Source organism: Aquabacterium sp., assembly GCF_049317225.1.
Lineage (GTDB): Bacteria > Pseudomonadota > Gammaproteobacteria > Burkholderiales > Burkholderiaceae_C > Aquabacterium.
Window position 1 is genome coordinate 73327 of record NZ_JBMOIR010000006.1, and the last position, 24124, is coordinate 97450.

At 62.6% G+C, this 24124-nt stretch carries 21 protein-coding genes; 11 read left to right on the forward strand and 10 right to left on the reverse strand.

The genetic code is table 11. The annotated features are described in order from the left end of the window. Positions 1-14: 14 nt before the first annotated feature. A complete protein-coding gene (locus tag ACOYNB_RS06480; RefSeq protein ID WP_420816370.1) occupies positions 15-506 on the reverse strand; it encodes a YajQ family cyclic di-GMP-binding protein in 492 nt (163 codons plus the stop codon). A 35-nt stretch (positions 507-541) separates the two neighbouring features. On the opposite strand from ACOYNB_RS06480, the gene murB reads away from it, so the two are divergent. Next, positions 542-1606: a UDP-N-acetylmuramate dehydrogenase gene (gene murB, locus ACOYNB_RS06485; protein WP_422838300.1), complete on the forward strand. Its 1065-nt coding sequence runs from the start codon at positions 542-544 to the stop codon at positions 1604-1606. An 84-nt stretch (positions 1607-1690) separates the two neighbouring features. Here the strand turns inward: murB and ACOYNB_RS06490 are convergent, their stop codons facing one another. After that, a complete protein-coding gene (locus tag ACOYNB_RS06490; RefSeq protein WP_422838301.1) occupies positions 1691-2008 on the reverse strand; it encodes a pyrimidine/purine nucleoside phosphorylase in 318 nt (105 codons plus the stop codon). A gap of 60 nt (positions 2009-2068) precedes the next feature. After that, positions 2069-3544 (reverse strand): argininosuccinate synthase, encoded by a 1476-nt coding sequence (locus ACOYNB_RS06495; RefSeq protein ID WP_422838302.1) that lies wholly within the window; start codon positions 3542-3544, stop codon positions 2069-2071. A 166-nt stretch (positions 3545-3710) separates the two neighbouring features. Here ACOYNB_RS06495 and ACOYNB_RS06500 point away from each other — a divergent pair, with 166 nt between their 5' ends. After that, positions 3711-4376, forward strand: a complete 666-nt coding sequence (locus ACOYNB_RS06500) for a glycine zipper 2TM domain-containing protein (protein ID WP_422838303.1) — start codon at positions 3711-3713, stop codon at positions 4374-4376. Positions 4377-4401: 25 nt separating this feature from the next. Here the strand turns inward: ACOYNB_RS06500 and ACOYNB_RS06505 are convergent, their stop codons facing one another. The 3 genes from ACOYNB_RS06505 to ACOYNB_RS06515 are packed head-to-tail and all read right to left on the reverse strand — an operon-like array spanning position 4402 to position 8318. Beyond that, entirely contained in the window at positions 4402-5526 is a 1125-nt protein-coding gene (locus tag ACOYNB_RS06505) for a PA0069 family radical SAM protein (RefSeq protein ID WP_422838304.1), read from the reverse strand. A gap of 51 nt (positions 5527-5577) precedes the next feature. Beyond that, positions 5578-6294 carry a response regulator transcription factor gene (locus tag ACOYNB_RS06510; RefSeq protein ID WP_422838305.1) on the reverse strand — a complete coding sequence of 239 codons (717 nt, stop codon included), beginning with the start codon at positions 6292-6294 and terminating at the stop codon, positions 5578-5580. Then, positions 6291-8318: a PAS-domain containing protein gene (locus ACOYNB_RS06515; protein WP_422838306.1), complete on the reverse strand. Its 2028-nt coding sequence runs from the start codon at positions 8316-8318 to the stop codon at positions 6291-6293. Before ACOYNB_RS06515 ends, ACOYNB_RS06510 begins: the two co-directional genes overlap by 4 nt. A gap of 217 nt (positions 8319-8535) precedes the next feature. Between ACOYNB_RS06515 and ACOYNB_RS06520 the strand changes: the two genes are divergently transcribed. The 4 genes from ACOYNB_RS06520 to ACOYNB_RS06535 all read left to right on the forward strand — a co-directional run bounded on the left by ACOYNB_RS06520 (position 8536) and on the right by ACOYNB_RS06535 (position 14051). Next, positions 8536-10182 carry an acyl-CoA synthetase gene (locus ACOYNB_RS06520; protein ID WP_422838307.1) on the forward strand — a complete coding sequence of 549 codons (1647 nt, stop codon included), beginning with the start codon at positions 8536-8538 and terminating at the stop codon, positions 10180-10182. 91 nt (positions 10183-10273) lie between these two features. Continuing rightward, positions 10274-10582: a DUF485 domain-containing protein gene (locus ACOYNB_RS06525; RefSeq protein WP_422838308.1), complete on the forward strand. Its 309-nt coding sequence runs from the start codon at positions 10274-10276 to the stop codon at positions 10580-10582. After that, on the forward strand, positions 10579-12249 hold the full coding sequence (locus ACOYNB_RS06530; protein ID WP_422838309.1) for a cation acetate symporter: 1671 nt from the start codon (positions 10579-10581) through the stop codon (positions 12247-12249). The genes ACOYNB_RS06525 and ACOYNB_RS06530 overlap by 4 nt, the downstream gene beginning before the upstream one ends. Positions 12250-12269: 20 nt before the next feature. Beyond that, positions 12270-14051 carry an acyl-CoA dehydrogenase gene (locus tag ACOYNB_RS06535; RefSeq protein WP_422838310.1) on the forward strand — a complete coding sequence of 594 codons (1782 nt, stop codon included), beginning with the start codon at positions 12270-12272 and terminating at the stop codon, positions 14049-14051. A 26-nt stretch (positions 14052-14077) separates the two neighbouring features. Here ACOYNB_RS06535 and dnaE read toward each other — a convergent pair whose 3' ends face one another. Together dnaE and ACOYNB_RS06545 are read right to left on the reverse strand one after the other, a co-directional pair. Continuing rightward, positions 14078-17620, reverse strand: coding sequence for a DNA polymerase III subunit alpha (gene dnaE / locus ACOYNB_RS06540; protein WP_422838311.1), 3543 nt, complete (start codon positions 17618-17620; stop codon positions 14078-14080). 40 nt (positions 17621-17660) lie between these two features. Next, positions 17661-18329, reverse strand: a complete 669-nt coding sequence (locus ACOYNB_RS06545; protein WP_374256288.1) for a TetR/AcrR family transcriptional regulator — start codon at positions 18327-18329, stop codon at positions 17661-17663. A gap of 79 nt (positions 18330-18408) precedes the next feature. On the opposite strand from ACOYNB_RS06545, the gene ACOYNB_RS06550 reads away from it, so the two are divergent. The 5 genes from ACOYNB_RS06550 (at position 18409) to gluQRS (ending at position 23118) form a co-directional block, all read left to right on the forward strand. After that, complete coding sequence (locus ACOYNB_RS06550) at positions 18409-19329, forward strand: alpha/beta hydrolase (protein WP_422838312.1); 921 nt, start codon at positions 18409-18411, stop codon at positions 19327-19329. 50 nt (positions 19330-19379) lie between these two features. Further along, the gene (locus ACOYNB_RS06555; protein WP_422838313.1) at positions 19380-20327 is read left to right on the forward strand and encodes an alpha/beta fold hydrolase; all 948 of its coding nucleotides are present in this window, start codon (positions 19380-19382) and stop codon (positions 20325-20327) included. A 76-nt stretch (positions 20328-20403) separates the two neighbouring features. Further along, the gene (locus ACOYNB_RS06560) at positions 20404-21270 is read left to right on the forward strand and encodes a 23S rRNA (adenine(2030)-N(6))-methyltransferase RlmJ (protein ID WP_422838314.1); all 867 of its coding nucleotides are present in this window, start codon (positions 20404-20406) and stop codon (positions 21268-21270) included. A 14-nt stretch (positions 21271-21284) separates the two neighbouring features. Next, on the forward strand, positions 21285-22229 hold the full coding sequence (locus ACOYNB_RS06565) for a LysR family transcriptional regulator (RefSeq protein ID WP_422838315.1): 945 nt from the start codon (positions 21285-21287) through the stop codon (positions 22227-22229). Between the two features lie 10 nt (positions 22230-22239). Continuing rightward, complete coding sequence (gene gluQRS, locus ACOYNB_RS06570; RefSeq protein ID WP_422838316.1) at positions 22240-23118, forward strand: tRNA glutamyl-Q(34) synthetase GluQRS; 879 nt, start codon at positions 22240-22242, stop codon at positions 23116-23118. Here gluQRS and ACOYNB_RS06575 read toward each other — a convergent pair whose 3' ends face one another. Further along, complete coding sequence (locus tag ACOYNB_RS06575) at positions 23119-23484, reverse strand: cupin domain-containing protein (RefSeq protein ID WP_422838317.1); 366 nt, start codon at positions 23482-23484, stop codon at positions 23119-23121. 2 nt (positions 23485-23486) lie between these two features. Beyond that, positions 23487-24074 carry an oligoribonuclease gene (gene orn, locus ACOYNB_RS06580; protein WP_422838354.1) on the reverse strand — a complete coding sequence of 196 codons (588 nt, stop codon included), beginning with the start codon at positions 24072-24074 and terminating at the stop codon, positions 23487-23489. Between the last annotated feature and the right edge of the window lie 50 nt (positions 24075-24124).

Consider the following 24124-nt stretch of genomic DNA (forward strand, 5'->3'; position numbering starts at 1 on the left):
AGACTCCGTGGTCATCAATCGCGGAAGTTATCGAACGACAGCGGCACGTCGTCGATGTCTTTGCGCATCAGCGCCATGGCGGCCTGCAGGTCGTCGCGCTTGGTGCCTTGCACACGCACCACATCCCCCTGGATGCTGGCGGTGACTTTCATCTTGCTGTCCTTGATCAGCTTGACGATTTTCTTGGCCAGATCGGATTCGATGCCAGCCTTGACGGTCAGCACCTGCTTGACCTTGTCGCCGCCGATCTTTTCGACCTTACCGATGTCCATGAAACGGATGTCGACCTTTTGCTTGGTCAGCTTGCTGTAAAGCACGTCGCGGACCTGGTCGATCTGGAAATCGCTGTCACCGAAGACGGTGACCTGCTTGTCCTTCTTGTTGTACTCGACGGCGGCGCTGGTGCCCTTGAAATCGAAGCGGGTGCCGATCTCTTTGGACGTGGTGTCCACGGCGTTGCCGACGGCTTCCAGATTGGGATCGAGCTTGGTATCAAAACTTGGCATGGGTGTTGTTCTCCTTTGTCTGCGAAAATTCTGCCATGCACACCACACACGCAGCCGCTTCTTCATCGCTTTCTTCTTCCGCGCTCGACCTGCAGCGTGGTGCCAGCCTGCGGGAATTCAATACATTTGGGCTGCCATCGACGGCCTCTTGCCTGGTGCGGATCCACTCCGAAGCCGATGTGAAGCGGGTGGTCAATGACCCGGAACTGGGACCTGCTGCCAAATTCATACTGGGCGGCGGCAGTAACCTGGTGCTGACCCAAGACCTCAACCGATGCGTTCTGAAGGTGGAAATCAAGGGTCGGCGAGTCGTCGAATCGCGGGAAGATGCCTGGATTGTGGAAGTGGGGGCCGGTGAATCCTGGCACGATACGGTGCAATGGTGCCTGGATCAAGGCATGCCAGGCCTGGAAAACATGGCCTTGATACCTGGTACGGTGGGGGCTGCGCCGGTTCAGAACATTGGCGCCTACGGGGTGGAATTGAAGGACCGCTTTGAGTCCCTGGACGCCGTGGACCTGATCACGGGGCGCAGCGTCACACTCAACGCTGCACAGTGTCGGTTCGCCTACCGCGACAGCGTCTTCAAACAAGAGCTGACCAACAAGAGCGTGATCACGCGTGTCCGACTGCGCTTGCCACGCCCCTGGCAGCCCGTCACGGGCTATCTCGAGTTGGAACGCAAGATGGCAGAGACCGGCACTGCGGCCCCGGATGCACGGCAGATCTTTCAGTGGATCTGCGAGGTGCGCCGAGCCAAGTTGCCGGACCCGGCGGTCATCGGCAACTCGGGCAGCTTCTTCAAAAACCCCGTGGTCACGGCCGAGCAATGCCGCGACATCATCGGCCGAGACCCGGAGATCGTGCACTACCCATTGGAAGACGGCACGTTCAAGCTGGCGGCCGGATGGATGATTGATGCCTGCGGCTGGAAGGGCAAATCGATTGGCCGCGCCGGCGTGTATGAGAAACAGGCCCTGGTACTGGTGAACCGTGGCGGCGCCAGCGGCGCGGAAGTGGTGACCCTGGCGCGCGCGATTCAGGAATCGGTGTACGGCCGCTTCGGCATCCGCCTGGAACCCGAGCCGGTGGTGATCTGACGCTTGCCGCACAACGCACAAAGGGCGCCATGAGGCGCCCTTTTGCTTACTGCGGGCCGCTTGCTGGAAGGGCCCGATCTGTCATCAACCGAAGTGGCAGATGTAGTGGTAGGGCTCGCCCTCGACCTTGATTTCGAAGGACGAGTTACCGGGCACGTTGAAGCTTTCGCCGGCGGCGTAGGTCTTCCACTCGTCGGAGCCGGCCAGCTTGATGGTGGCCTTGCCCGCAACGGTTTCCATGATTTCAGGGGCGCCGGTATTGAAGGTCAGCGTCGAAGGCAGGATCACGCCAACAGACTTGCGAACGCCATCAGCCAGGGTGATGGTGTGGGACACGCACTTGCCATCGAAATAGACGTTGGCTTGGGTGGCAACGGTGCCGGCCAGGGTGGTGGTGGTCATGTATGAATCTCCGGAATGAAACAAGGCCGGCGCCTTGGCACCGGCCTTTCATGGCAGCAATTACTTGGCTGCAGCCTTCTTGGCAGCTGGCTTGGCAACGGCCTTCTTGGCGACGGGCTTCGCAGCGGGCTTGGCCGCAGGTTTGGCGACAGGCTTCGCCGCGGGCTTGGCGGTCGCCGCCTTGGCCGTCTTCACGGCTGCAGCACGCTTGGCCTTGACGTTGGCACCGATGCGCAGACGCAGGGCGTTCAACTTGATGAAGCCAGCGGCATCAGCCTGGTTGTACGCACCGCCGTCATCATCGAACGTGGCGATGGTGGGGTCGAACAGGCTGTCGGTTTCCGACGCACGGCCGACGCACATGATCGTGCCCTTGTACAGCTTGAGCTTGACGGTACCGTTGACCGTTTCCTGGCTCTTGTCGATCAGGCCTTGCAGCAGTTCGCGCTCAGGGCTGAACCAGTAGCCGTTGTAGACCAGACGTGCATAACGGGGCATCAGGTCATCCTTCAGCGCCAGGACTTCGCGGTCCAGCGTGATGGATTCGATGGCGCGGTGACCCGACAGCAGGATGGTGCCGCCAGGGGTTTCGTAGCAGCCACGGCTCTTCATGCCCACGTAACGGTTCTCGACCTTGTCGAGGCGGCCGATGCCGTGCTTGCCACCCAGCTCGTTGAGCTTGGTCAGCACTTGTGCAGGGGTCATCTTGACGCCGTCGATCGCGACCACGTCACCCTTTTCATAGGTCAGCTCGATGATCTGGGGCTTGTTGGGGGCCCTTTCGGGCGACACCGTCAGGCGCCACATATTGGCTTCGGGCTCGAAGTTCGGATCTTCCAGCACGCCGCCTTCGTAGCTGATGTGCAGCAGGTTGGCGTCCATCGAATAAGGGGCGCCGCCCTTGCGCTTCTTGAAGTCCACAGGGATGCCGTGCTTGTCAGCGTAAGCCAGCAGCTTCTCGCGCGACAGCAGGTCCCACTCACGCCATGGGGCGATGACCTTCACGCCGGGCATCAGCGCGTAAGCGCCCAGCTCGAAACGAACCTGGTCGTTGCCCTTGCCGGTGGCGCCGTGCGAAATGGCGTCGCCCTTGGTCTTCTTGGCGATGTCGATCAGGCGCTTGGCGATCAGCGGACGAGCGATGGAGGTGCCCAGCAGGTATTCACCTTCGTACAGCGCGTTGGCGCGGAACATGGGGAACACGAAGTCACGGACGAACTCTTCACGCAGGTCTTCGATGAAGATGTTTTCGGGCTTGATGCCCATCTTCAGAGCCTTGGCGCGTGCGGGCTCGATTTCTTCACCCTGACCGATGTCGGCGGTGAAGGTGACGACTTCGCAGTTGTACTCGTCTTGCAGCCATTTCAGGATGATGGACGTATCCAGACCACCCGAGTAGGCCAGCACGACCTTCTTGATCTTCTGGGCCTTGTCGGCGGCAACAGCAGGAGCGGCAACCGGTTGGGCTGCAGGAGCGGCAGCCTTGGTGGCCTTGACAGGCTTGGCGGCCTTCACGGGCTTGGCAGTTTTGGACATGGTCGAATCAGTTGAGAGAGACGAAACCTCCGATTTTAGTCGCCTGCACGCTTCACGGATCTTTACGCGTGCAAACAAGTGCGCTGTCTGCCGCGGGGCGTGTCGCCGCGTTATGTCATGACAACTGCCCTCACGGTGATGGGCAGCCCTGTCACAGGAGTCTTTCATGACGGTTCGCCATCTTGTTCAACGCGTGGCCACCTTGGGTGCAGCAGGTCTGACGGTGCTGGGCACCGCCGCCTGTGCAGGCCCTCGCGTCGGTGAAGTGATGGGGACCCCCAGCGTGACCACGACGGTGGTGCAAGCCCGGGTGGTGGCGTCCACCCCCGTGGTGGCGCAAGTCAGCGTGCCCGCACAGGTGTGTCGCGACGAATGGCAGCAAGGCGCCGCACAAGGATCTGGCGCCGGTGCGCTGATGGGGGCCATTGCTGGCGGCGCCGCCGGCAACGCGGTCGGCAAAGGGGCGGGCAAGGCCTTGGCCACCGGAGTTGGCATCATGGCCGGCGCCATCTTGGGCAACCAGATTGAAACGAATGGCCGCCCGGGCACGGCCACGCCGGTTCGCCGCTGCGAGCAACAGGCCGCTTACGAGAACCGTGTGGTGGCCTACAACGTGACGTATGAGTTCGGAGGCCAGCGCTACAGCACCCAGATGTCGCAGGAACCCGGCGCCACCATCCCGCTGCAGGTCACCTTGACGCCCATGGTATCGACCCCGACGCAGTCCAGCGGCTATGTGGGCCAGCCCAACTATTGGGCAGCGCCACCGGCGGTCATGTATGACGACGATGACCGTTGGGAGCGCCCGCGGGGCCCGCGTCACTGGCATTGATATCTGACCGTCACCCCTCAGTGGCTCAATCAAACAAACTCAATTGAGGCTGTGGGGCATCTGAGGTCCGACGCAGAGCACTGGCACGGAACGAGCACACATCCAGCAACGGCAGGGTCGTGTCCAAGCCATGACGTGCCGCAGCCTTGCGCACACGCTGCTGAATCAACTGGGCCCACACACCCTCGCCTTTCATGCGCAAGCGAAAGTCTGCGTCGTAGGTCTGCCCGCCACGCAACTCACGAATGCGCGCCAGAATGCGCTCGGCGCGGTCCGGCACATGGTGTTGCAGCCATTCTTCAAACAAGGGCCTGACCTCCCACGGCAGGCGCACCACGGTGTAGTGCACGCTGCGGGCCCCTGCCTCGGCCGCGGCGGCAATCAGGTGTTCGATTTCAGGCTCGTTGAGAAACGGGATGATGGGCGCCACATTGACTCCCACCGGAATGCCCGCCTGCGCCAGGCGCCGAACCGTTTCCAACCGGCGAAATGGTGCGGCCGCACGCGGCTCCAAGGTTCGCGCCAAGCGCCCGTCCAGCGTGGTCAGGCTGATGGTCACGCACGCCTGCCCCCGCGCGGCCGACTCCGCCAACAGGTCCAGGTCTCGTTCAATGCCACTGCCTTTCGTGATGACCGTGTAGGGATGCTGGCATCGCTCGAGCACACTCAAGACGCTGCGCGTGATGCCCCATTCGCGTTCAATGGGCTGGTATGGGTCGGTGGCCGAGCCGATGTTGATGGGACTGCAAACATGGCTGGGCTTGCACAAGGCCTCTTCCAGCAATGCCGCCGCGTTCACTTTGGCAACCAACTGGGTTTCGAAGTCCAGCCCCGGCGACAGATTGAGGTAGCTGTGCGTGGGGCGGGCATAGCAATAAATGCAACCGTGCTCACACCCTCGATACGGATTGATGGACCAGGTGAACGGAATGTCAGGCGAGTCATTGCGCGAGAGGATGCTGCGCGCCTGCTCGGGTGTCACCTGGGTAACCGGAGCGAGCCCTTCATCACCCGCCTCGACTTCGGCCCGCATCCAGCCGTCATCCACGGCTTCGCGCGACTGCCTGACAAAACGGTGGATGACCTGCGTGGCCGTACCTCGCCCCTTCACAGGCGCGGCTTCCACACGGCAATCTGGCACGGCACTCATAACTGTATATTTATACAGTATTTTAAATCTGGGCGCCAAACGCCTTTCAGTTCAAGACCACTCGACCGCTGCGGCAAACACATAGCCAGCGCCGTACACCGTCTTGATGATGCGCGGGTCCATGGGGTCGGATTCGATCTTGCGTCGCAATCTGGAAATGCGCACATCGATGCTGCGGTCCATGGGCGACAGGTTGCGATGGCCCACCAGCTGTTCCCGCGTCAGGATCTGATGCGGGCGCTCCAGGAAGGCACGCAAGACCTGCACTTCGGCCACGCCCAGAATGTGTTCGGCCCCGTCGTCGGATCGCAAGGCATTGGCCGCACAGTCCAGAGTCCAGTTCAGGAATCGGGCCTGCCGCCGGACCTCACCGTGTGACGCGCCAGGTGCCACGGCCCGCCGCCGCAAGATGCTGCGCACACGGGCCACCAATTCGCGCGGCTCAAAAGGCTTGGTAACGTAATCATCCCCACCCAACTCCAGGCCCATGATGCGATCCACGGAGTGCCCACGGCCACTGAGGATCAACAGGCCCGCATGGCTTTGCAGGCTGATTTGCCGGACCAGTTCAATCCCGTCCATGTCCGGCAAGCCCAGATCCACGATGCAGAGGTCCGGCCCCTGCGTCTGCAGGCGCCGCAGGGCGGACGCCCCCGTCTGGAAAGACTCGGTCTGAAAACCGAACTCCTGCAACACCGACGACACCAGCCGCGCGATGGAGGGATCGTCCTCGATCACATAAATCAATGCGTGGGTGGGCGCGTTCATGGCATCAATCCTGCCACGGCTGCGGCCAACTCCTTGGCGGTGAAGGGTTTGGACAACACGGGCAGGTCCGCCAGGGCATCCACATCCGGCGCATAGCCGCTCATCAGCAGCACCTTCATGTGCGGATGATGCAGGCGAGCCAAGTGCGCCAACGCGACGCCATCGACCTCACCGGGCATCACGATGTCAGTCAAGAGCAAATTGATGTCAGACATCTGGCCCAGAATGTCCAGCGCCTCTTGCCCGTTCGCCGCCTCGATCACTGCGTAGCCCAGATTCAGCAGGTTGCGCCGCGCCACGCGCCGCACGTCCGGATCATCCTCTACCAGCAAGGCCACGCCCTGACGGGGCACATGCGGGGCGATACCGGGCTCAGCAGCCGACGTGACCTCTGGGGGAATGTCGACCAGGGGCAGCCACAGGGACACGGTGGTGCCTACGCCGGGCTGACTTTGCACCTCGACGCTGCCACCGGACTGACGCACAAAACCGTACACCATGGACATGCCCAAGCCCGTGCCACTGCCCGGGCGCTTGGTGGTGAAGAATGGCTCGAATACACGGGCCACCGTGGCCGCGTCCATCCCGACCCCATCATCCTGCACCGACAGGCAGGCATAGGCGCCTGACTGAATCTGCAGGCGCTCGGCCTGCTTGGCATCCAGCCAGGCGGTGCGAACGCGCACCTCGATATGCCCTTGCCCCTCCGTGGCATCGCGGGCGTTGAGCATCATGTTGACGAGGGCGTTCTCCAGTTGAGGTGGGTCCACCCAGATCCACACGGACTCGGGCGCGACCTCGCAGGCCAGGGTCAAGGTGGCCGGCAAAGCGGGGCGCACCAGCTTTACGACCGACGCGGCCAAGGCGCAACTGTCCACAGCACCTGCCTGCAAGGGTTGCTGGCGGGCAAAAGTCATCAAGCCACGGATCAGCTCAGCCCCACGGCGTGCCGCGGCAATGGCGGGCCCTGTAAATTCATTGACCATGGGGTCGCCGGGGCGTGCATCGGCCAGCGCAGACAGATTACCGATGATGACGGTGAGGATGTTGTTGAAGTCGTGCGCGAGGCCCCCGGTCAGTTGCCCCATGGCCTTCATCTTCTGCGCTCGCACCACCAAGGCCTGGGACTGTCGTTCTTGCGTGACATCGAAGGTCAGTTCAAAGCAGCCCAGCACCTCGCCATCGGGCCCCAGATCCGGGATCAGCGAGGTGCGCACCGACAGCACCTGCCCCGCCTGGGTTTGAAGCTCGTAATCAAAGGTCACGGCTTCGCCGCCCAAGGCCCGCGTCACATTGGGCTTGATGCGCTCATACACCTCAGAGCCCAGAAACTCCCTCGCGCTGACCGCCTCGGGCCGCAAGGGGTCCAGCCCGAACCAGTCTCGGTAGCCGCGGTTGATGTAGGTGTAGTTGCGATCGCTCTTGAAGTACGCCACGAGGGCTGGAATGGAGTCGGTGACCAGCCGCATCTGGTGTTCGCTGCGGCGCAAGGACGTCGTGATCTCCTCGTTGGCCTGCAAGGCTTCCAGCAAACGCTGGTTGCTGGCCTGCAGTTCCGCCGTGCGGGCCGACACCCGCGTTTCCAGCTCGGCATTGGCCTGACGCAAGGCCTGCTCGGCCCGACGTTGCTCCGTGATGTCGGAATACAGGGTCACGAAACCGTGGCCCGGCAAGGGCTGACCGGTGATGCGCAAGATGCGGCCATCGGGCCGGACCCGCTCGATGTCATGCGGCACAAACAGTTGCGCCACCTCCACGCGCTTGCGCACGGCTTCGTCCACATCGTCTTCACCGTACTCCCCTCGCTGGGCGTTGAATCGGATGAAGCTCTCGAAGGGGGCTCCAACGTATGCAAGCTCAGGCGGAAAGGCCAGCAAGGCCAGAAAGGCACGGTTCCAGGCCACCATTTTGAGGTTGGCATCAAACACCGTGAGTCCCTGGTCCAGCAGGTCCAATCCCGCTTGCAAGGTGAGCTGGCGCCAATTGCCGTTGTCAGGGCGAGGCACTGGAATGGGGTCGGTCACATGGGTCTCCCGGCTCGGCCCACAACGGCCGATGAAACACAAAGCTTCGGGATTCTAGGCAGGCGCCCTTGATACAGCAGACCTGTGACGGGCTTGCAAACATTCGTCACATTTGCTGGGAGGTGGTGAAAAAGTCCTCCCCGATCATCCGGCCCTACGTCGCGCAGGTGGGTCAAGCGACCCTTTTGTGGTGCCTGCAGCGAGACACACGGAGACCATGATGATCAGTGTAAACCCTTATGAGATCGGTTTAAACAAAAATGCAGCCAACTATGTGAGTTTGTCGCCACTGAGCTTTCTCACTCGCACCGCACGCATCTATCCAAACCGCGTGGCGATCATCTACGGCGACCTGCGCCAGACCTGGGCTGAGACCGACGCACGCTGCCGCCGCCTGGCCAGCGCCCTGATCAAGCATGGCGTCGGCAAGGGTGACACGGTGGCGGTGATGCTGCCCAACGTGCCGGCCATGTTTGAAGCCCACTTTGGCGTGCCAATGACCGGCGCCGTGCTCAACACGCTCAACACCCGTCTGGATGCAGAAGCCCTCGCGTTTCAACTGACTCACGGCCAGGCCAAGGTGTTGCTGACCGATCGCGAATATGCACGCGTGATCCGCGCCACCCTCGACTTGCTGGGCAAGCACGATCTGCTGGTGGTCGACGTGGAAGACGAGCTCGCCCCGCCCGGCGACCGCGTCGGCACCCTCACCTATGAGGCCTTGCTGGCCGAGGGCGATCCCCAGTACGTCTGGTCGCTGCCCGAAGATGAATGGGATGCCATCAGCCTGAACTACACCTCCGGCACCACGGGCAACCCCAAGGGCGTTGTCACCCATCACCGTGGCGCGTACCTGAATGCGGCCAGCAACGTGATTTCCTGGAACATGCCACAGCACACGGTCTATCTGTGGACGCTGCCGATGTTCCACTGCAATGGCTGGTGCTTCCCCTGGACCATGGCGTTGATCGCCGGCACCAACGTGTGTTTGCGCCGCATCGACCCCGCTGCGATCTTCTCACTGATCAAAGCCCACCACATCACCCACATGTGCGGTGCGCCCATCATCTACAACCTGATGATCAGTGCGCCAGCAGGCTTGCGTGAAGGCCTCACGCACACGGTCAATGGCCTGATCGCCGGCGCGGCGCCGCCCGTTGCCGTGATCGAAGGCTGCGAGGCCGCTGGCATCAACATCACCCACGTGTACGGCCTGACCGAGGTGTACGGCCCGGCCGCCGTCTGCGCCAAACACGACGAGTGGCAGAACCTGCCCCTGGAAGAGCGTGCACGCCTCAATGGGCGTCAAGGCGTGCCTTATGCACTGCAGGAAGACGTCACCGTGCTCGACACGCTGACCCTGCAGCCCGTGCCCTGTGACGGTGAGACCATTGGCGAAATCTGCTTCCGCGGCAATGTCGTCATGAAGGGCTACCTGAAGAACGAGAAAGCCACCGAAGAGGCCTTTGCGGGTGGCTGGTTCCACACGGGTGACCTGGCAGTGCGCGATGCCAGTGGCTACATCAAGATCAAGGATCGCTCGAAGGACGTGATCATCTCGGGTGGCGAAAACATCTCGTCCGTCGAGGTGGAAGATGCGCTGTACCACCACCCCGCCGTGATGTCGGCCGCTGTGGTGGCCGAGCCCGACGAAAAGTGGGGCGAGGTGCCCTGCGCGTTTGTGGAAGTCAAGCCGGATCACGATGTGAGCCAGGAAGATTTGATTGCCTTCTGCCGCGAGCACCTGGCTCGCTTCAAGGTGCCCAAGCGCATCGTGTTTGGCACGCTGCCCAAGACGTCGACCGGCAAGATTCAGAAGTACATGCTGCGCCAGCAGATGAAGTCGGCCAGCGCGATCGAGTAAGCGCGGCGCAAGCACCAGCCCGCCCGCTGATCCCGAATGGGCGCCGCACCCCTGGCGCCCGCATCTCTTGCATCTCCCACAAGGAAAGACCATGACCACGGACATTTATCGCCGCGTGGAGGCTGACCCTGCCTACCAGCAACTCACCCAACGCCGGGGCCGCTTCGCCCTGGCGCTGTCCTTCATCACCTTGCTGAGCTATTACGCCTTCATGGCAGTGGTGGCTTTCGCCCCGAAGTCCCTGCACACCACCATGTTCGAAGGCGGAACGCTGACGATTGGTGTGCCCATGGGGGTGACCTTGATCCTCGGATCCTGGCTGTTGACGGGCTGGTACGTCCGCAAAGCCAACACCGAGTTTGACCAACTGACCCAATCCCTGGTGGAGCGCCATCAATGAACAAATTTGTGAAACTGAGCGCCGTCGCGCTGCTGCTGACCGCAGGCGTGGCCATGGCCGGACCGGGCGATGTGGGCCAAGCCCAAAAGCAACCCATCAACTTCACGGCCATTGGCATGTTCCTCGCTTTTGTGCTGGCCACGCTGGGCATCACCTATTGGGCTGCCAAGCGCACCACCTCGGCCGCAGACTTCTACACTGCAGGCGGGGGCATCACCGGCTTCCAGAACGGCCTGGCCATTGCAGGCGACTACATGTCGGCCGCCACCCTGCTGGGCCTGAGCTCGATGGTGTTCCTGCGTGGCTATGACGGCTTCGTCTACACCATCAGCTTCTTCATCGGCTGGCCGGTGATCCTGTTCCTGCTGGCCGAGCGCATGCGCAACCTGGGGCGCTTCACCTTTGCTGACATCGCATCGTATCGCCTGCACCAAGGCTCCATCCGCACCTTTGCTGCCTTTGGCTCGCTGACGGTGGTCTGCTTTTACCTGATCGTGCAAATGGTCGGTGCGGGCCAACTGATCAAACTGCTGTTCGGTCTGGACTACCCGATTGCGGTGGTCGTGGTGGGTGTGTTGATGGTGATGTATGTGACCTTTGGCGGCATGATCGCCACCACCTGGGTGCAAATCATCAAGGCCGTGTTGCTGCTGGCCGGTGGGCTGCTTCTGCTGGTGCTGACCTTGGGTCACTTCGGTTTCAACATCGAAACGATGGCGGCTCGCGCCGTCGAAGCCCACAAGGATGGCGAAGCCATCATGCGCCCAGGCACCTTGCTGGCAGACCCGGTCACTGCGGTGTCCATGTCGCTGGGGCTGGTGTTTGGCACGGCTGCCTTGCCGCACATCATGATGCGCTTCTTCACCGTGCCCAACGCCAAGGAAGCCCGCAAGTCCGTGTTTGTGGCCAGTGGCTTCATCGGCCTGTTCTTCATCGTGGTGTGCCTGCTGGGCTTGGGCGCCATCGTGATCGTGGGGCAAGATCCGCAGTTCTTTGAAAAGGGTGATCTGGCCGGCAAGCTGGTGGGCGGCAACAACATGCCGGTCATGCACCTGGCCAAGGCAGTCGGTGGCAACCTGTTCCTGGGCTTCCTGTCGGCGGTGGCGTTTGCCACCATCCTGGCGGTGGTGTCGGGTCTGGCACTCGCCGGTGCGTCGTCCATTGCGCACGACATCTATGCCCGTGTGATCAAGCAAGGTCAGGCCAGCGAGGCCGAGGAAATGCGTGTCTCCAAGATCGCGTCCATCGTGCTGGGCGTGGTGGCGGTGGTCCTGGGCATCTTGTTCGAGAAGCAAAACGTGGCCTTCCTGGTGGGGCTGACCTTCGGGATTGCGGCCTCGGCCAACTTCCCTGTGCTGCTGCTGTCCATCTACTGGAAGGGCCTGACCACACGTGGTGCACTGATTGGCGGCATCGTCGGTTTGCTGTCGGCCGTGACCTTTGTGGTGCTGTCCAAGGCAGTGTGGGTGGTTGTGCTGGGCTTTGAGAAGCCGGTCTTCCCTTACGAACACCCGGCCCTGTTCTCGATGCCACTGGCCTTCTTCTTCACCTGGCTGTTCTCGGTCACGGACAAGAGCGAACGCGCCGCGCTGGACAAAGCGGGCTTCCATGACCAGAACGTGCGGGCGCAAACCGGCATTGGTGCTGCTGCCGCCAACGCACATTGACCTTCACAGACGAGTAAACCATGTCGACTTACCAAGCCCCTATTCGTGACATGTTGTTCACGATGCAAGAGGTGGCCGGACTGGATGGCATCTGCGCCCAGCCTGGCCACGAAGAGACCACGCCCGATCTGGTCGAAGCGATTCTGGACGAAGCCGGCCGCTTCGCCACTGGCGTTCTGGACCCCCTGAACTGGCCTGGCGATCAGCAAGGCGCGCGCTGGGACCAAGGTGAGGTCCGCAGTGCCGACGGTTTCAAGCAGGCTTACGAGCAGTTCTGCGAAACAGGCTGGAATGGCATGCCCGCGTCACCCGAGTTCGGTGGCCAGGGTGTCCCCACCTTGGTCTCGACCGCGGTACTGGAAATGTGGAAGGCATCGAACATGGCGTTTTCGCTGTGCCAGATGCTGACACTGGGCGCCATCGAAGCCATTGCACAGCACGGCAGTCCTGCGCTGCAACAACGCTTTCTGCCCAACATGGTGTCTGGCCGCTGGACCGGCACCATGAACCTGACCGAACCCCAGGCAGGGTCGGACCTGTCTGCCATCCGCAGCAAGGCCGTCCCCGAAGGCGATCACTACCGCATCAGCGGCACCAAGATCTTCATCACCTGGGGTGAGCACGACATGGCCGAGAACATCGTCCATCTGGTGCTGGCCCGCCTGCCCGATGCGCCTCCCGGCGTGAAAGGCATCTCGCTGTTTCTGTGCCCCAAGTACCTGGTCAACGACGATGGTTCGCTGGGGGCTCGCAATGACCTGCTGTGCACGTCCATCGAGCACAAGATGGGCATCCACGGCAGCCCCACCGCGGTGATGTCGTTTGGCGATGGCCCTGGCGCCGTGGGCTACCTGGTGGGCGAAGCCCACAAGGGCTTGGGCTACATGTTCACGATGATGAACCACGCTCGCCTGAACGTGGGTCTGGAAGGCGTGGCCATTTCCGACCGTGCCTACCAGCGTGCCCGAGCGTATGCGATAGACCGTGTGCAAGGCAAAACCTTGTCGGGCAGCAAGGGCATCATCGGCCACCCCGATGTGCGTCGCATGCTGATGGACATGAAGGCCCGTGTGGAAGCCATGCGCTCGCTGGCCTACTTTGCCGCCGGCCAGATGGATCGCGCGCATGGCCACGACAGCGAAGCCACCCGAGTGCAAAGCCAGGCTCTGGTGGATTTGCTGATCCCCATTGTCAAAGGCTGGTGCACGGAAACGGCCCAGATCGTGACGGCCGATGGCGTCCAGATCCACGGCGGCATGGGCTTCATCGAAGAGACCGGCGCGGCACAGTACGTGCGCGATGCGCGCATCACCACCATCTACGAAGGCACCACCGGGATCCAGGCCAACGACCTGATCGGCCGCAAACTTGCCCGCGATCAAGGTGCCACGATGAAGGCCCTGCAACGCACAATGTGGGCCGAGGCTCAAAGATTGAGCGATCATTCTGACGCCATCCTGCGGCAACTGGGGCAAGGCCTACAACGCGGTCTGGATGCCCTGGCACAGGCGACAGACTGGCTGCTCGTCCAGTCGGCACAGCAACCAGCCTCGACCGCTGCGGGTGCCGTGCCTTATCTGAAACTGTGCGGCACCGTGATGGGCGCCTGGCTCATGAGCCGCGCAGCCGAAGCCGCTCATACTCAGAAGGGGCGCCCCGGCTCCGATGACGCCTTCCTGCAGGCCAAGGTGGTCACGGCCCAACACTTCCATCTGCACATGCTGGTGGAAGCCCCGGCCTGGCGTGACCGCGTGGTCAACGGTGCGCAATCGACACTGACTTTGAACGACGAGCAGTTCTGAGTCAGCGGGAGTTGAACGCGGGGGCCTCAGCCCTCGCCGTACACCACCATGGCCTGCGCATCGGGCATCAACTCCTTGATGCGCTGCAGGGCCTCGTCGGTCGGGTAGACACGCGCCCGGTCGCCAAGGTCGAGCTCACCACGCGCACTCAGCGCTTCGGTATGCCGCTCGATCACCACCCGCACGCCCAAGCCTTGATAGGTGTCGGGCAGGCCGGGGTCCTCTGACTCGATGCGCTTGGCGGCGTGCTCCTTGAGCCACTCCTCCATGGGCAACTGCTGCCCACGCGCCATCAGGCGGATGAAGCGCGCATAGCGACACCGTGCGGTCGCCAGGCTCATCACGTCTTGCACATTCAGGCGCAAGCCCCCCGAGAACCGATCCGTCTGGACCTTGCCGGAAATGATGACCAGTTCGTCATCCTTGAGCAGATCCTTGTTGGCATCCAGCGTGGTCTGGTTGGCCACGGCCTCGATCGTGTCGCTCTTGTCATCCAGACTGAAGATGGCGACCCGGCCGCGTTGGCCATTGATGATGCGCATCCCACTGACGATGCCCGCCACGACCTGAATGTCACGGCTGTCGCGCAAATCGCTGATGCGCTGCCTGGCAAAGCGACGCACCTCGCCTTCGGCTTCGTCAAACAGGTGGCCTGTCAGGTAGAAGCCAATGGCGGTTTTCTCGAGGCTGAGGCGCTCCTTCAGCGTCCACGGCTCGGTGATGACCAGATCGGGCTCATTCGTGGAAGCGGCATGGCTGTCACCGAAGTCGAACAAGCCGCCTTGGTCGGCATTGGCTGCCAGGTTGTCGGCATATTCAAACGCCAGCGCCACCGAGGCCAGCAGGCCTGCACGATGCGGGTTGAGCGCATCGAAAGCGCCCGCCTTGATCAGTGCCTCCACCACCCGCTTGTTGACTTGTTTGCGGTCCACCCGCGCGCAGAAATCGAAGAAGCTGGTGAAGGGCCCATTGGCTTCGCGTTCGCGCACGATGGCTTCGATTGCCCCCTGCCCCGTGCCCTTGACGGCACCGAGCGCGTAGCAGATGGTTTTGTCACCCGTGGGGATGAAGCGCCACTGGCCTTCGTTCACATTGGGCGGCGTGAACGTGATGCCGAAGTTGGCAACGGCGTCGTCGTGGAAGATCTTGAGCTTGTCCGTGTCATCGCTGGCAATCGTCATGTTGCCTGCGAAGAATTCGGACGTGTAGTGGTGCTTCAGCCAGGCGGTGTGATATGCCAGCAAGGCATACGCGGCCGCGTGCGACTTGTTGAAGCCGTAGCCCGCGAACTTCTCCATCAAGTCGAAGATTTCGTTGGCCAGTTCGGCGCTGATGCCGTTCTTGGCCGCCCCTTCCGCGAACAGGCCGCGGTGGTGCTGCATCTCCTCGACCTTTTTCTTGCCCATCGCACGGCGCAGCAAGTCGGCGCCACCGAGCGAGTAGCCGCCCAGCCGCTGCGCCACCTGCATCACCTGCTCCTGATACACCATGATCCCGTAGGTCTCGGCGAGCACGGCCTCCATCAGCGGATGCGGATAGGTCACCTCTTCCCGTCCGTGCTTGCGCGCACAGAAGGAAGGAATCAGGTCCATGGGGCCCGGACGATACAGCGCCACCAGGGCAATGATGTCCTCGAACACGCTGGGCTTGGCGTCGCGCAGCATGCCCTGCATCCCGCGGGATTCCAGCTGGAACACGGCCACGGTCTTGCCCTCTGACAGCAAGCGGTACGTGGGTGCATCATCCAGCGGAATCTTGGCAAAGTCGAAGTCCTTCTGGTCCGGATGGCGGGCCATGATGAACTCTTTGGCCGTTTCCAGAATGGTCAGCGTGGCCAGGCCCAGAAAGTCGAACTTCACCAGGCCAATCTGTTCAACGTCGTCCTTGTCGTACTGGCTCACAGCCGATTCGCTGCCGGGCTGCTGGTACAGCGGGCAGAAGTCGGTGATCTTGCCCGGCGCGATCAGCACCCCCCCGGCGTGCATGCCGATGTTGCGGACCATGCCTTCCACGTTTTCGGCCAACTCCAGCAGCGCCGCGACTTCCTCTTCGGCCTTCTCGCGCTCGTTGAGTTCGGGCGCTTCATGGCGCGCGTAAATCACCTTGGCTTTGGCAGGATCGAAATCGGGCGGCAGTTTCGCCAGGGTCACGGTCTTGCCTGGTGGCGCCGGGATCAGCTTGGCGATGCTGTCCACATGGCCATAACCCATGCCCAGCACCCGGCCCACGTCACGCAGCGCGGCCTTGGCCGCCATGGTACCGAACGTCGCGATCTGCGACACGGCATCGCGGCCGTAGCGCTCTTTCACGTAATCGATGACACGGTCGCGGTTGCCCTGGCAGAAGTCGATGTCGAAGTCTGGCATCGACACCCGTTCCGGGTTCAGGAAGCGCTCGAACAGCAGGTTGTACTTGAGCGGATCCAGGTCGGTGATCTTCAGCGCATACGCCACCAGCGAACCGGCCCCTGAGCCCCGGCCGGGTCCCACGGGACAGCCGTTGTTCTTGGCCCAGTTGATGAAGTCCTGCACGATGAGGAAGTAGCCCGGGAACCCCATCTTCAGGATGGTGTTGATCTCGAACTCCAGTCGATCCACGTAGTGCGGCCGTTGGGCGTTGCGCTCTTCCTCGTTGGGGAAGAGGTGCAGCAAACGTTCTTCCAAGCCCTCGTGCGACAACTGGCGGAAAAATTCGTCCATCGGCTGCGGCTTGCCGTCCGGCATGATGGGCGTGGGGAAGTCGGGCAACTGGGGCTTGCCCAGCACCAACGTCAGCGAACACCGGCGCGCGATGGCCACCGTGTTGGCCAGGGCCGAGGGGATGTCGGCAAACAGGGCCTCCATCTCGGCCGTGGTCTTGAAATGCTGCTCGCGCGTGAAGCGTTTGATGCGACGGGGGTTGCCCAGGGTTTCGCCCTCGGCAATGCACACACGCGCCTCATGCGCCTCAAAGTCAGCCGGGGTTTGAAACTGGATGGGGTGCGTGGCCACCACCGGCAAGCCCAGCTTGGCCGCCAGCGGCACCGCCGCACGGATGTAGGGCTCGTTGGTGTTGTGCCCCGCACGCTGCAGTTCAATGTAGAAGCGGTTGGGGAACACCTCGGCCAACTTGCGGGCCCAGGTCTCGGCCTTGGCCTCATCACCCATCTGTAAGGCCTGGCCGATGTGGCCGCCTTCGGCCCCCGACAAGCAGATCAGCCCCTCGTTGCGCTCGGTTAGCGACTGCCAGTGCGCCCAGGCATGCGAACGGTGCCCCGGCGCCGTCCAGGCCTCGCCCAGCAACTCGCACAAACGCAGGTAGCCTTGTCGGTTCTGGATGATGAGCAACAGACGCGTGGGCGCCTTGCCCGGCTCCTCTGGCTCCAGCCAGACATCTGCGCCGATGATGGGCTGAACCCCACTTTTACGCGCAGATGAGTAAAGTTTGATCGCACCAAACAGGTTACTCAGGTCGGTCACGGCCACGGCGGGCTGACCATCTTTGGCCGCCGCCTTGACCAGATCGTCGATGCGGACGGTACCGTCAACGACCGAATATTCGGAGTGAGAGCGCAGGTGAACGAAAGGCATCCGGGCATTGTATGAATGCCAGCGGACTTACCCCTTCGCGTCAGCGGTTTTTTGCACCCGGCAGCAGCGCCAGCAAGCCGTGGTACGGCAGCATGTTGGTGCGCACCACCTTGTCAATGGGCTCTTCAAACCCGTCCTGCATCCACCGGGCGGCCAGCAGCACATTGAGGCCAATCATGCCGTCGGCCAGCAAATTCAGGTTGATGCGATCCATTTGCTCGGGCGACAGAATGTGAACCAGGTATTGGCGCAGCAGGGCTGCATAGTCCCGCGCCGTGGCCCCGCTGAGCGCCGCCACCTCGTCGCTCACGGCCAGCGCATCCACCAGCATGATGCGCCCGCGCCGCGGATCGTCGCGAATGAACACCAGAAAGACCCGCATGGCCGACTCCAGCATGTCGATCGGCCCGGTGGCCTGAGACTGCTTCATCGCCGACAGCGTCAAGCCCATCAACTGCTCGCGCAACTCAGCATAAGTGGCCAAAAAGAGTTGCGACAAGGTCTTGAACGATTCGTAGAAGTAACGCTCGGTCAAGTGGGCCGCCACGCAGATCTCGCGAACGGTGGCTGTGTGGAAGCCCTTGGTGCCGAACACCTCGATCGCGCCTTCGATCAATTTCGCACGACGCAGGCGCTGCCGCTCTTCGGGCAACACACCGCCGTACCGTCGACGACTGGGTTGAGAGGGTTCTGGCGTGAGGTGGTCCATAGGGATCACTATATTGACATGAAGTCTTGTCAACAATAGTGTGACAACAAAAATTGTCACACCCAACCTCCCCCCCAACATGAGTATCCAGGCCTTTCTGACGAATCTGATCCTGCGCCACCAGTTCAAACGCGCAGGTCGCGGCCCCTTGAACGTCCAGAAGGCCCGGTACATGGTCAACAAAATGGCCAAGCGGGCCCCGCCGCTGCCCAAGGACATCCGCCACACGCCCGTGCCGGCTCGCCCTGATGCACAGTTGTGTGCCGCCGAGTGGCTGAGCGTGGACCAGCCTCAGCGCACCATCGTGTACTTCCACGGTGGCGGCTACTTCTTCTGCGGGCTCGACACACACCGCCCGGTAGCCGGCTACCTGGCACGCGTGGCGCAGGCCCGGGTGCTGTCGGTGGACTACCGCATGGCACCGGAGCATGTGTTCCCGGCGGCCGTGGACGATGCCGTGGCCTGGTGGCAGCAACTGCTGCGCGATGGCACCTCGCCCACCGAGGTGCTGTTCGCCGGGGACTCGGCCGGCGGTGGCTTGGCGCTGGCGTGCATGGTCGCCGCCCGTGATCGTGGCCTGCCCATGCCTGCGGGCGCCATCTTGTTCTCCCCCTGGACCGACTTGTCCTGCTCGGGGGACACCATGCGCACCCTGGCCGATGTGGACGTGATGTTCAACCCTGCTTCGCTGCCCGAAGCCGCTGCGCTGTACCTGAACGGACAGCCCACAGACACTCCGCTGGCATCGCCCCTGTTTGCCGACTTGCGAGGCCTGCCCCCGCTGATGATCCACGCCAGCACACACGAAATCCTGCTGGATGACTCGCAGCGCCTGCACAACCGGGCGCAACAGCAAGGCGTGCGCAGCGAGTTGCACCTGAAAGCCAAGATGCCGCACGTCTGGCCCACCATGCTGCTGCTCCCGGAGGCCCGGGAAACCTTGAAGCACTGTGGCGAATTTGCCCGTCAGGTGACCCCCAGCCGCGCTCCCGCACCCTGAAGCAGGGCTGCCGTGCGGCCAAGCCTTGGAAAGCACGGCATCATTTGCACATGAATTGGCTCAAACGTCTTTGGTGGAGTGCGGTCCTGCTCGGGCTGCTGGTGGCCGTCGGGGTGTACGCCACCTGGCAGCCCGATCGGCAACTGGGCCAGTTGGTGGGACGCTGGGCGCCTGAACCCTCCACTTTTTTAGAGCTGGACGGCATGCAGGTCCACCTCCGGGACACCGGCCCGCGCGACGACCCCCACCCCTTGCTCATGCTGCACGGCATGTCGTCGAGCCTGCACACCTTTGAAGACTGGCAATCGGCCTTGCAAGGCCAGCATCGCGTCATCACCGTGGACCTGCCGGGTTTTGGCCTGACCGGCCCCAGCCCTCAAGGCGACTACCGCATTGACGCCTACACCCGCTTCGTGCTGCGCTTGCTGGATGTACTCAGCCTCAAGCGCGTCGTGTTAATTGGCAACGCCCTGGGCGGCGAAATCGCGTGGCAAACCGCGGTGCTGGCACCCGAGCGCGTCAGCAAGCTGGTCCTGATCGATGCCGATGGCTACCAGCCCTCGGTGCAATCCATGCCCCTGGGCTTTCGGTTTGCAAGCATGCGCGGTCTGCGCTGGATCGCCGAGCGCGTCATGCCCCATAGCTTGATGGCCTCCAGCGTGCGCAGCGTGTACGGAGACCCCAGCAAGGCCACCCCCGACAAGATCGACCGCTATTTCGAACTGAACCTGCGCGTCGGTAATCGACGTGCGCTGTTTCAGCGCATGGATCAGGCGCAGTTCGGCAACAGTTCGGTGCTGATTCGGCGCATTCAAACCCCCACGTTGGTCCTGTGGGGCGAGCGGGATCGCATGATCTCGTCCGATCAGGGCGCGCAGTTCTGCCACGACATCCCCCACTGCAAGCTGGTGATGTTCAAGGATCTGGGGCACATCCCTCAAGAAGAAGATCCGCCCGCCACCTTGGCCCCCCTGCGCGCCTTCTTGGTCACGCCCTGAACAAAAAGCAGCATTTCCCACTAAAAACTGCGCCTGCTACCTGCCCGTTGGCCCATAAACCGGCTACCCTTCGGCCATGTTCAGTTATCGACACGGCTTTCACGCGGGCAACCACGCCGATGTGCTCAAGCACATGGTGCTGGTGCAGGTGCTTGAGCACCTGCTGCACAAAGACAAACCTTTCTGGGTGATCGACACCCACGCGGGCGGGGGCGTTTACGACCTGACCAGCGGCTACGCCACCAAGAGTGGCGAATTCGAGTCCGGCATCGCCACCTTGTGGCCCATGCGCAAGGACAAGTCTATCCCGGAAGCCGTGCGCAGCCTGCTCAAACAGGTGCAAGCCCTGAACGAGGGCGATGAGCTCAAGTGGTATCCAGGCTCCCCGCAAATTGAAGCGCAAATGTTGCGCGAGGGCGATCACCTGCGCCTGTATGAACTGCACCCCTCCGAAATCAAACTGCTCGAATCGCACTTTGACTCGGTGCGCCGCGGTGTCAGCATCCAGCACGCCGATGGCTTTGCCGGCCTGCGTGGCTGCCTGCCGCCCCCCCCCCGTCGCGGACTAGTCCATATTGATCCGCCCTACGAGATCAAGGAAGACTACCGCCGCGTGCTGCAAACCCTGCAGGATGCCGTGAGCCGCTTCAGCACTGGCACCTACGCCATCTGGTATCCGGAAGTGGCCCGTCGCGAGTCCCTGCAGTTCCCGGCCCAACTCAAGCGCCTGGCGGGCGACATGCCCAAGGTGGACTGGCTGCACGCCACTCTGCGCGTCAAGGGCGCCGAGCGGGATGGCGTGGGCCTGTATGGCAGCGGCATGTTCATCATCAACCCGCCCTGGACCCTGTACGACCGCCTGGCCAAGGCCCTGCCTTGGCTGGTCGAGACGATTGGTCAGGACGACCACGCGGCCTACACACTGGAAGCGCAGCAAAGCTGACCTCCCGCACCGAGATGACGGAGCGACGACTCGCCCTCTCGCCGGAAGCCCTGCAGATGATGGACACCATCGCACGCACGGGCAGCTTTGCAGCGGCCGCACGCGAGTTGGGCAAGGTGCCATCGGCCCTGACCTATGGCGTACGCCAGCTGGAAGAAAGCCTGGATGTGCTGCTGTTTGACCGCCGCAGCCGTCAGGCCAAACTGACCGCCGCCGGCGAAGAACTGCTGCGCGAAGGTCGATTGCTGCTGCTGCAAATGGATGCCGTCGCCAACCGTGTCAAACGGGTGGCCTCCGGCTGGGAAACCGAACTCACGCTCGCGGTCGACAAGGTCATCGGCCACCAGGCCATTCTGGATCTGGTCGAAGCCTTCTGCGCGCAGCAGTCCCCCACGCGCCTGCGCATCCTCAGCGAGGTGATGAATGGCACCTGGGAAGCACTCACCAGTGGCGCCGCCGATCTGGCGATCGGCCTACCCGGCCAGCACCTCAGCAATGCCGGCGTGCGGGCCGAGTTGATTGGCGACCTACCCTTCACCCTGGCCGTCTCACCGCACCACCCTTTGGCCCAGGCACCCAACCCGATTGACACCGGCACGTTGGCCGAGCACCGCATCATCGCGGTCGCCGACACGGCACGTCGGCTGGAGCCTATGACCGTCGGCATCGTGCCCGGGCAAGATGTGCTGACCGTCCCGTCGATGTCGGCCAAACTTGAAGCACAACTGCGCGGACTGGGCTGCGGCTTCCTGCCTCACCCGATGGTGGCCCCGCATCTGGCCACAGGACGCCTGATCCAAAAGGATGTGGCCGGCTCGCCCCGCACGATTCGCCTGCACTACGCCTGGCGTCAGGGCGAATCCCAACCAGGGCTGGCTTTATCCTGGTGGATCAAGCAACTGGGCAGCGACAAGACGCGCCAGGCCCTGCTGTCGTCTCATGGCGACCTGCTGCAATAGCCCAAGGATCATGTCGACTTACGTCGGACGTTTTGCGCCTTCCCCCACCGGCCCCTTGCACGCGGGCTCGCTGGTCGCGGCACTGGCCAGTTGGTTGGATGCCCGCGCCCATCGGGGACGCTGGCTCATCCGCATCGAAGATGTAGACCTGCCGCGTTGCATCCAAGGGGCAGACGCCCTCATCCTTCAACAACTGGCGCAAGTCGGCCTCACGTCCGATGGCCCGGTGCTCTACCAAAGCCAGCGCCACACGGCCTACCAGGCTGCGCTCGACACCCTGGTGGACCGTGCGCAGGCCTACCCCTGCGGCTGCACCCGTGCGGACATCACGCAAGCCAATGCTGCGCTGGGACTCAACAAAGAACGCCACGGCGACCTGGTCTACCCCGGCACCTGCCGCCCCAGCCAAGGCGGGCTGAAGGGCAAGCCCGCGCGCGCCTGGCGTCTGCTGGTGCCCGAATCCGGAGTCTGGTCATGGCAGGACCGTCGACTGGGACCGCAAACCCAGTGTCTGGCCCGCGAGGTAGGTGACTTTGTGATCCGACGTGCCGATGGGCTGTGGGCCTATCAATTGGCCGTGGTGGTGGACGATGCAACGCAAGGCATCTCCGACATCGTGCGCGGCGAAGACCTCACCGATAACACCCCACGCCAGCAATGGCTGCAACAGTGTCTGGGCATCCAGACCCCTCGCTACCTGCACACACCACTGGTGCTCGGCCCCAATGGCGAAAAGCTCTCCAAACAAAACGGGGCCACGCCGCTGGACCTCACCGATCCGTTGGCCGCTCTGCACACCGCCGGCCAAGCCCTGGGCCTGCAGATCCAGGCCCGCACCGTGAGTGAGTGGCTGCAAGCCGCCACACAGGCCTGGCCCTGGCGGAACTGATCAGCGACGTTCGACCACCACGAAGTGCTTGCGAACGGGCTCCAGCACCTCAAACGCTCCCTCGAAGCCGCCGGGGATCACAGCACCTTGCCCGGCCAGCACGTCGGTGAACCCGCCTTGCTGGTCATGCAAGCGCACATGCCCTTCCAGGACAAAAAAGTATTCGTCCTTGTCGGCTGGAAACACAATGCGCCACCGGCCCACCTCGCACGCCCAGATCCCGGCCGTCATCTGTCCATCTGCCGACGCATACAAGGACCAGGTCTCCCGACGCGGGTTGCCTTGCTCCAGCCGATCCGGACGCGGAAAGTCCACCGCTCCGGGTGTCACGGGTGGATCCAGGCGAACAATGTGAGGCGCAGTCATGATCAAGGCAACAGGAAATGCTGGCGGTAGTACGCCAACTCATCAATCGATTCGTGAATGTCGGCCAGCGCCGTGTGCTTTTGCGCCTTCTTGAAGCCGCTCACCAGCTCGGGCTTCCAGCGACGCGCCAACTCCTTCAAGGTGCTCACGTCGAGGTTGCGGTAGTGGAAGAAGGCTTCCAACGTGGGCATGTAGCGCGCCAGAAAGCGCCGATCCTGGCAAATCGAGTTGCCACACATGGGCGACTTGTTGGTCGGCACGTATTGCTTGAGAAAGGCGATGGTGGCTTTGGCCGCCTCGTCTTCGGTCACGGTCGATGCCTTGACCCGATCGATCAAACCGCTGCGGCCATGCACCCCCTTGTTCCACTTGTCCATGCCGTTGAGCGCTTCATCCGACTGGTGAATGGCAAACACCGGCCCCTCGACCCGAACCGTCAGTTGCGGGTCGGTCACCACCACGGCCAGCTCGATGATGCGGTCACTGTCCACCTTCAACCCCGTCATTTCCAGGTCGATCCAGATCAAGTTCAGGTCACTTTTGGCCAGGCTGGGCGGCGCTGACACATCGGTCGTCAAATCGGCGGGCAAGTCACTCAAGGTCACACTCGTGAAGGCATCGCGGGGGAACAACGGTTGTC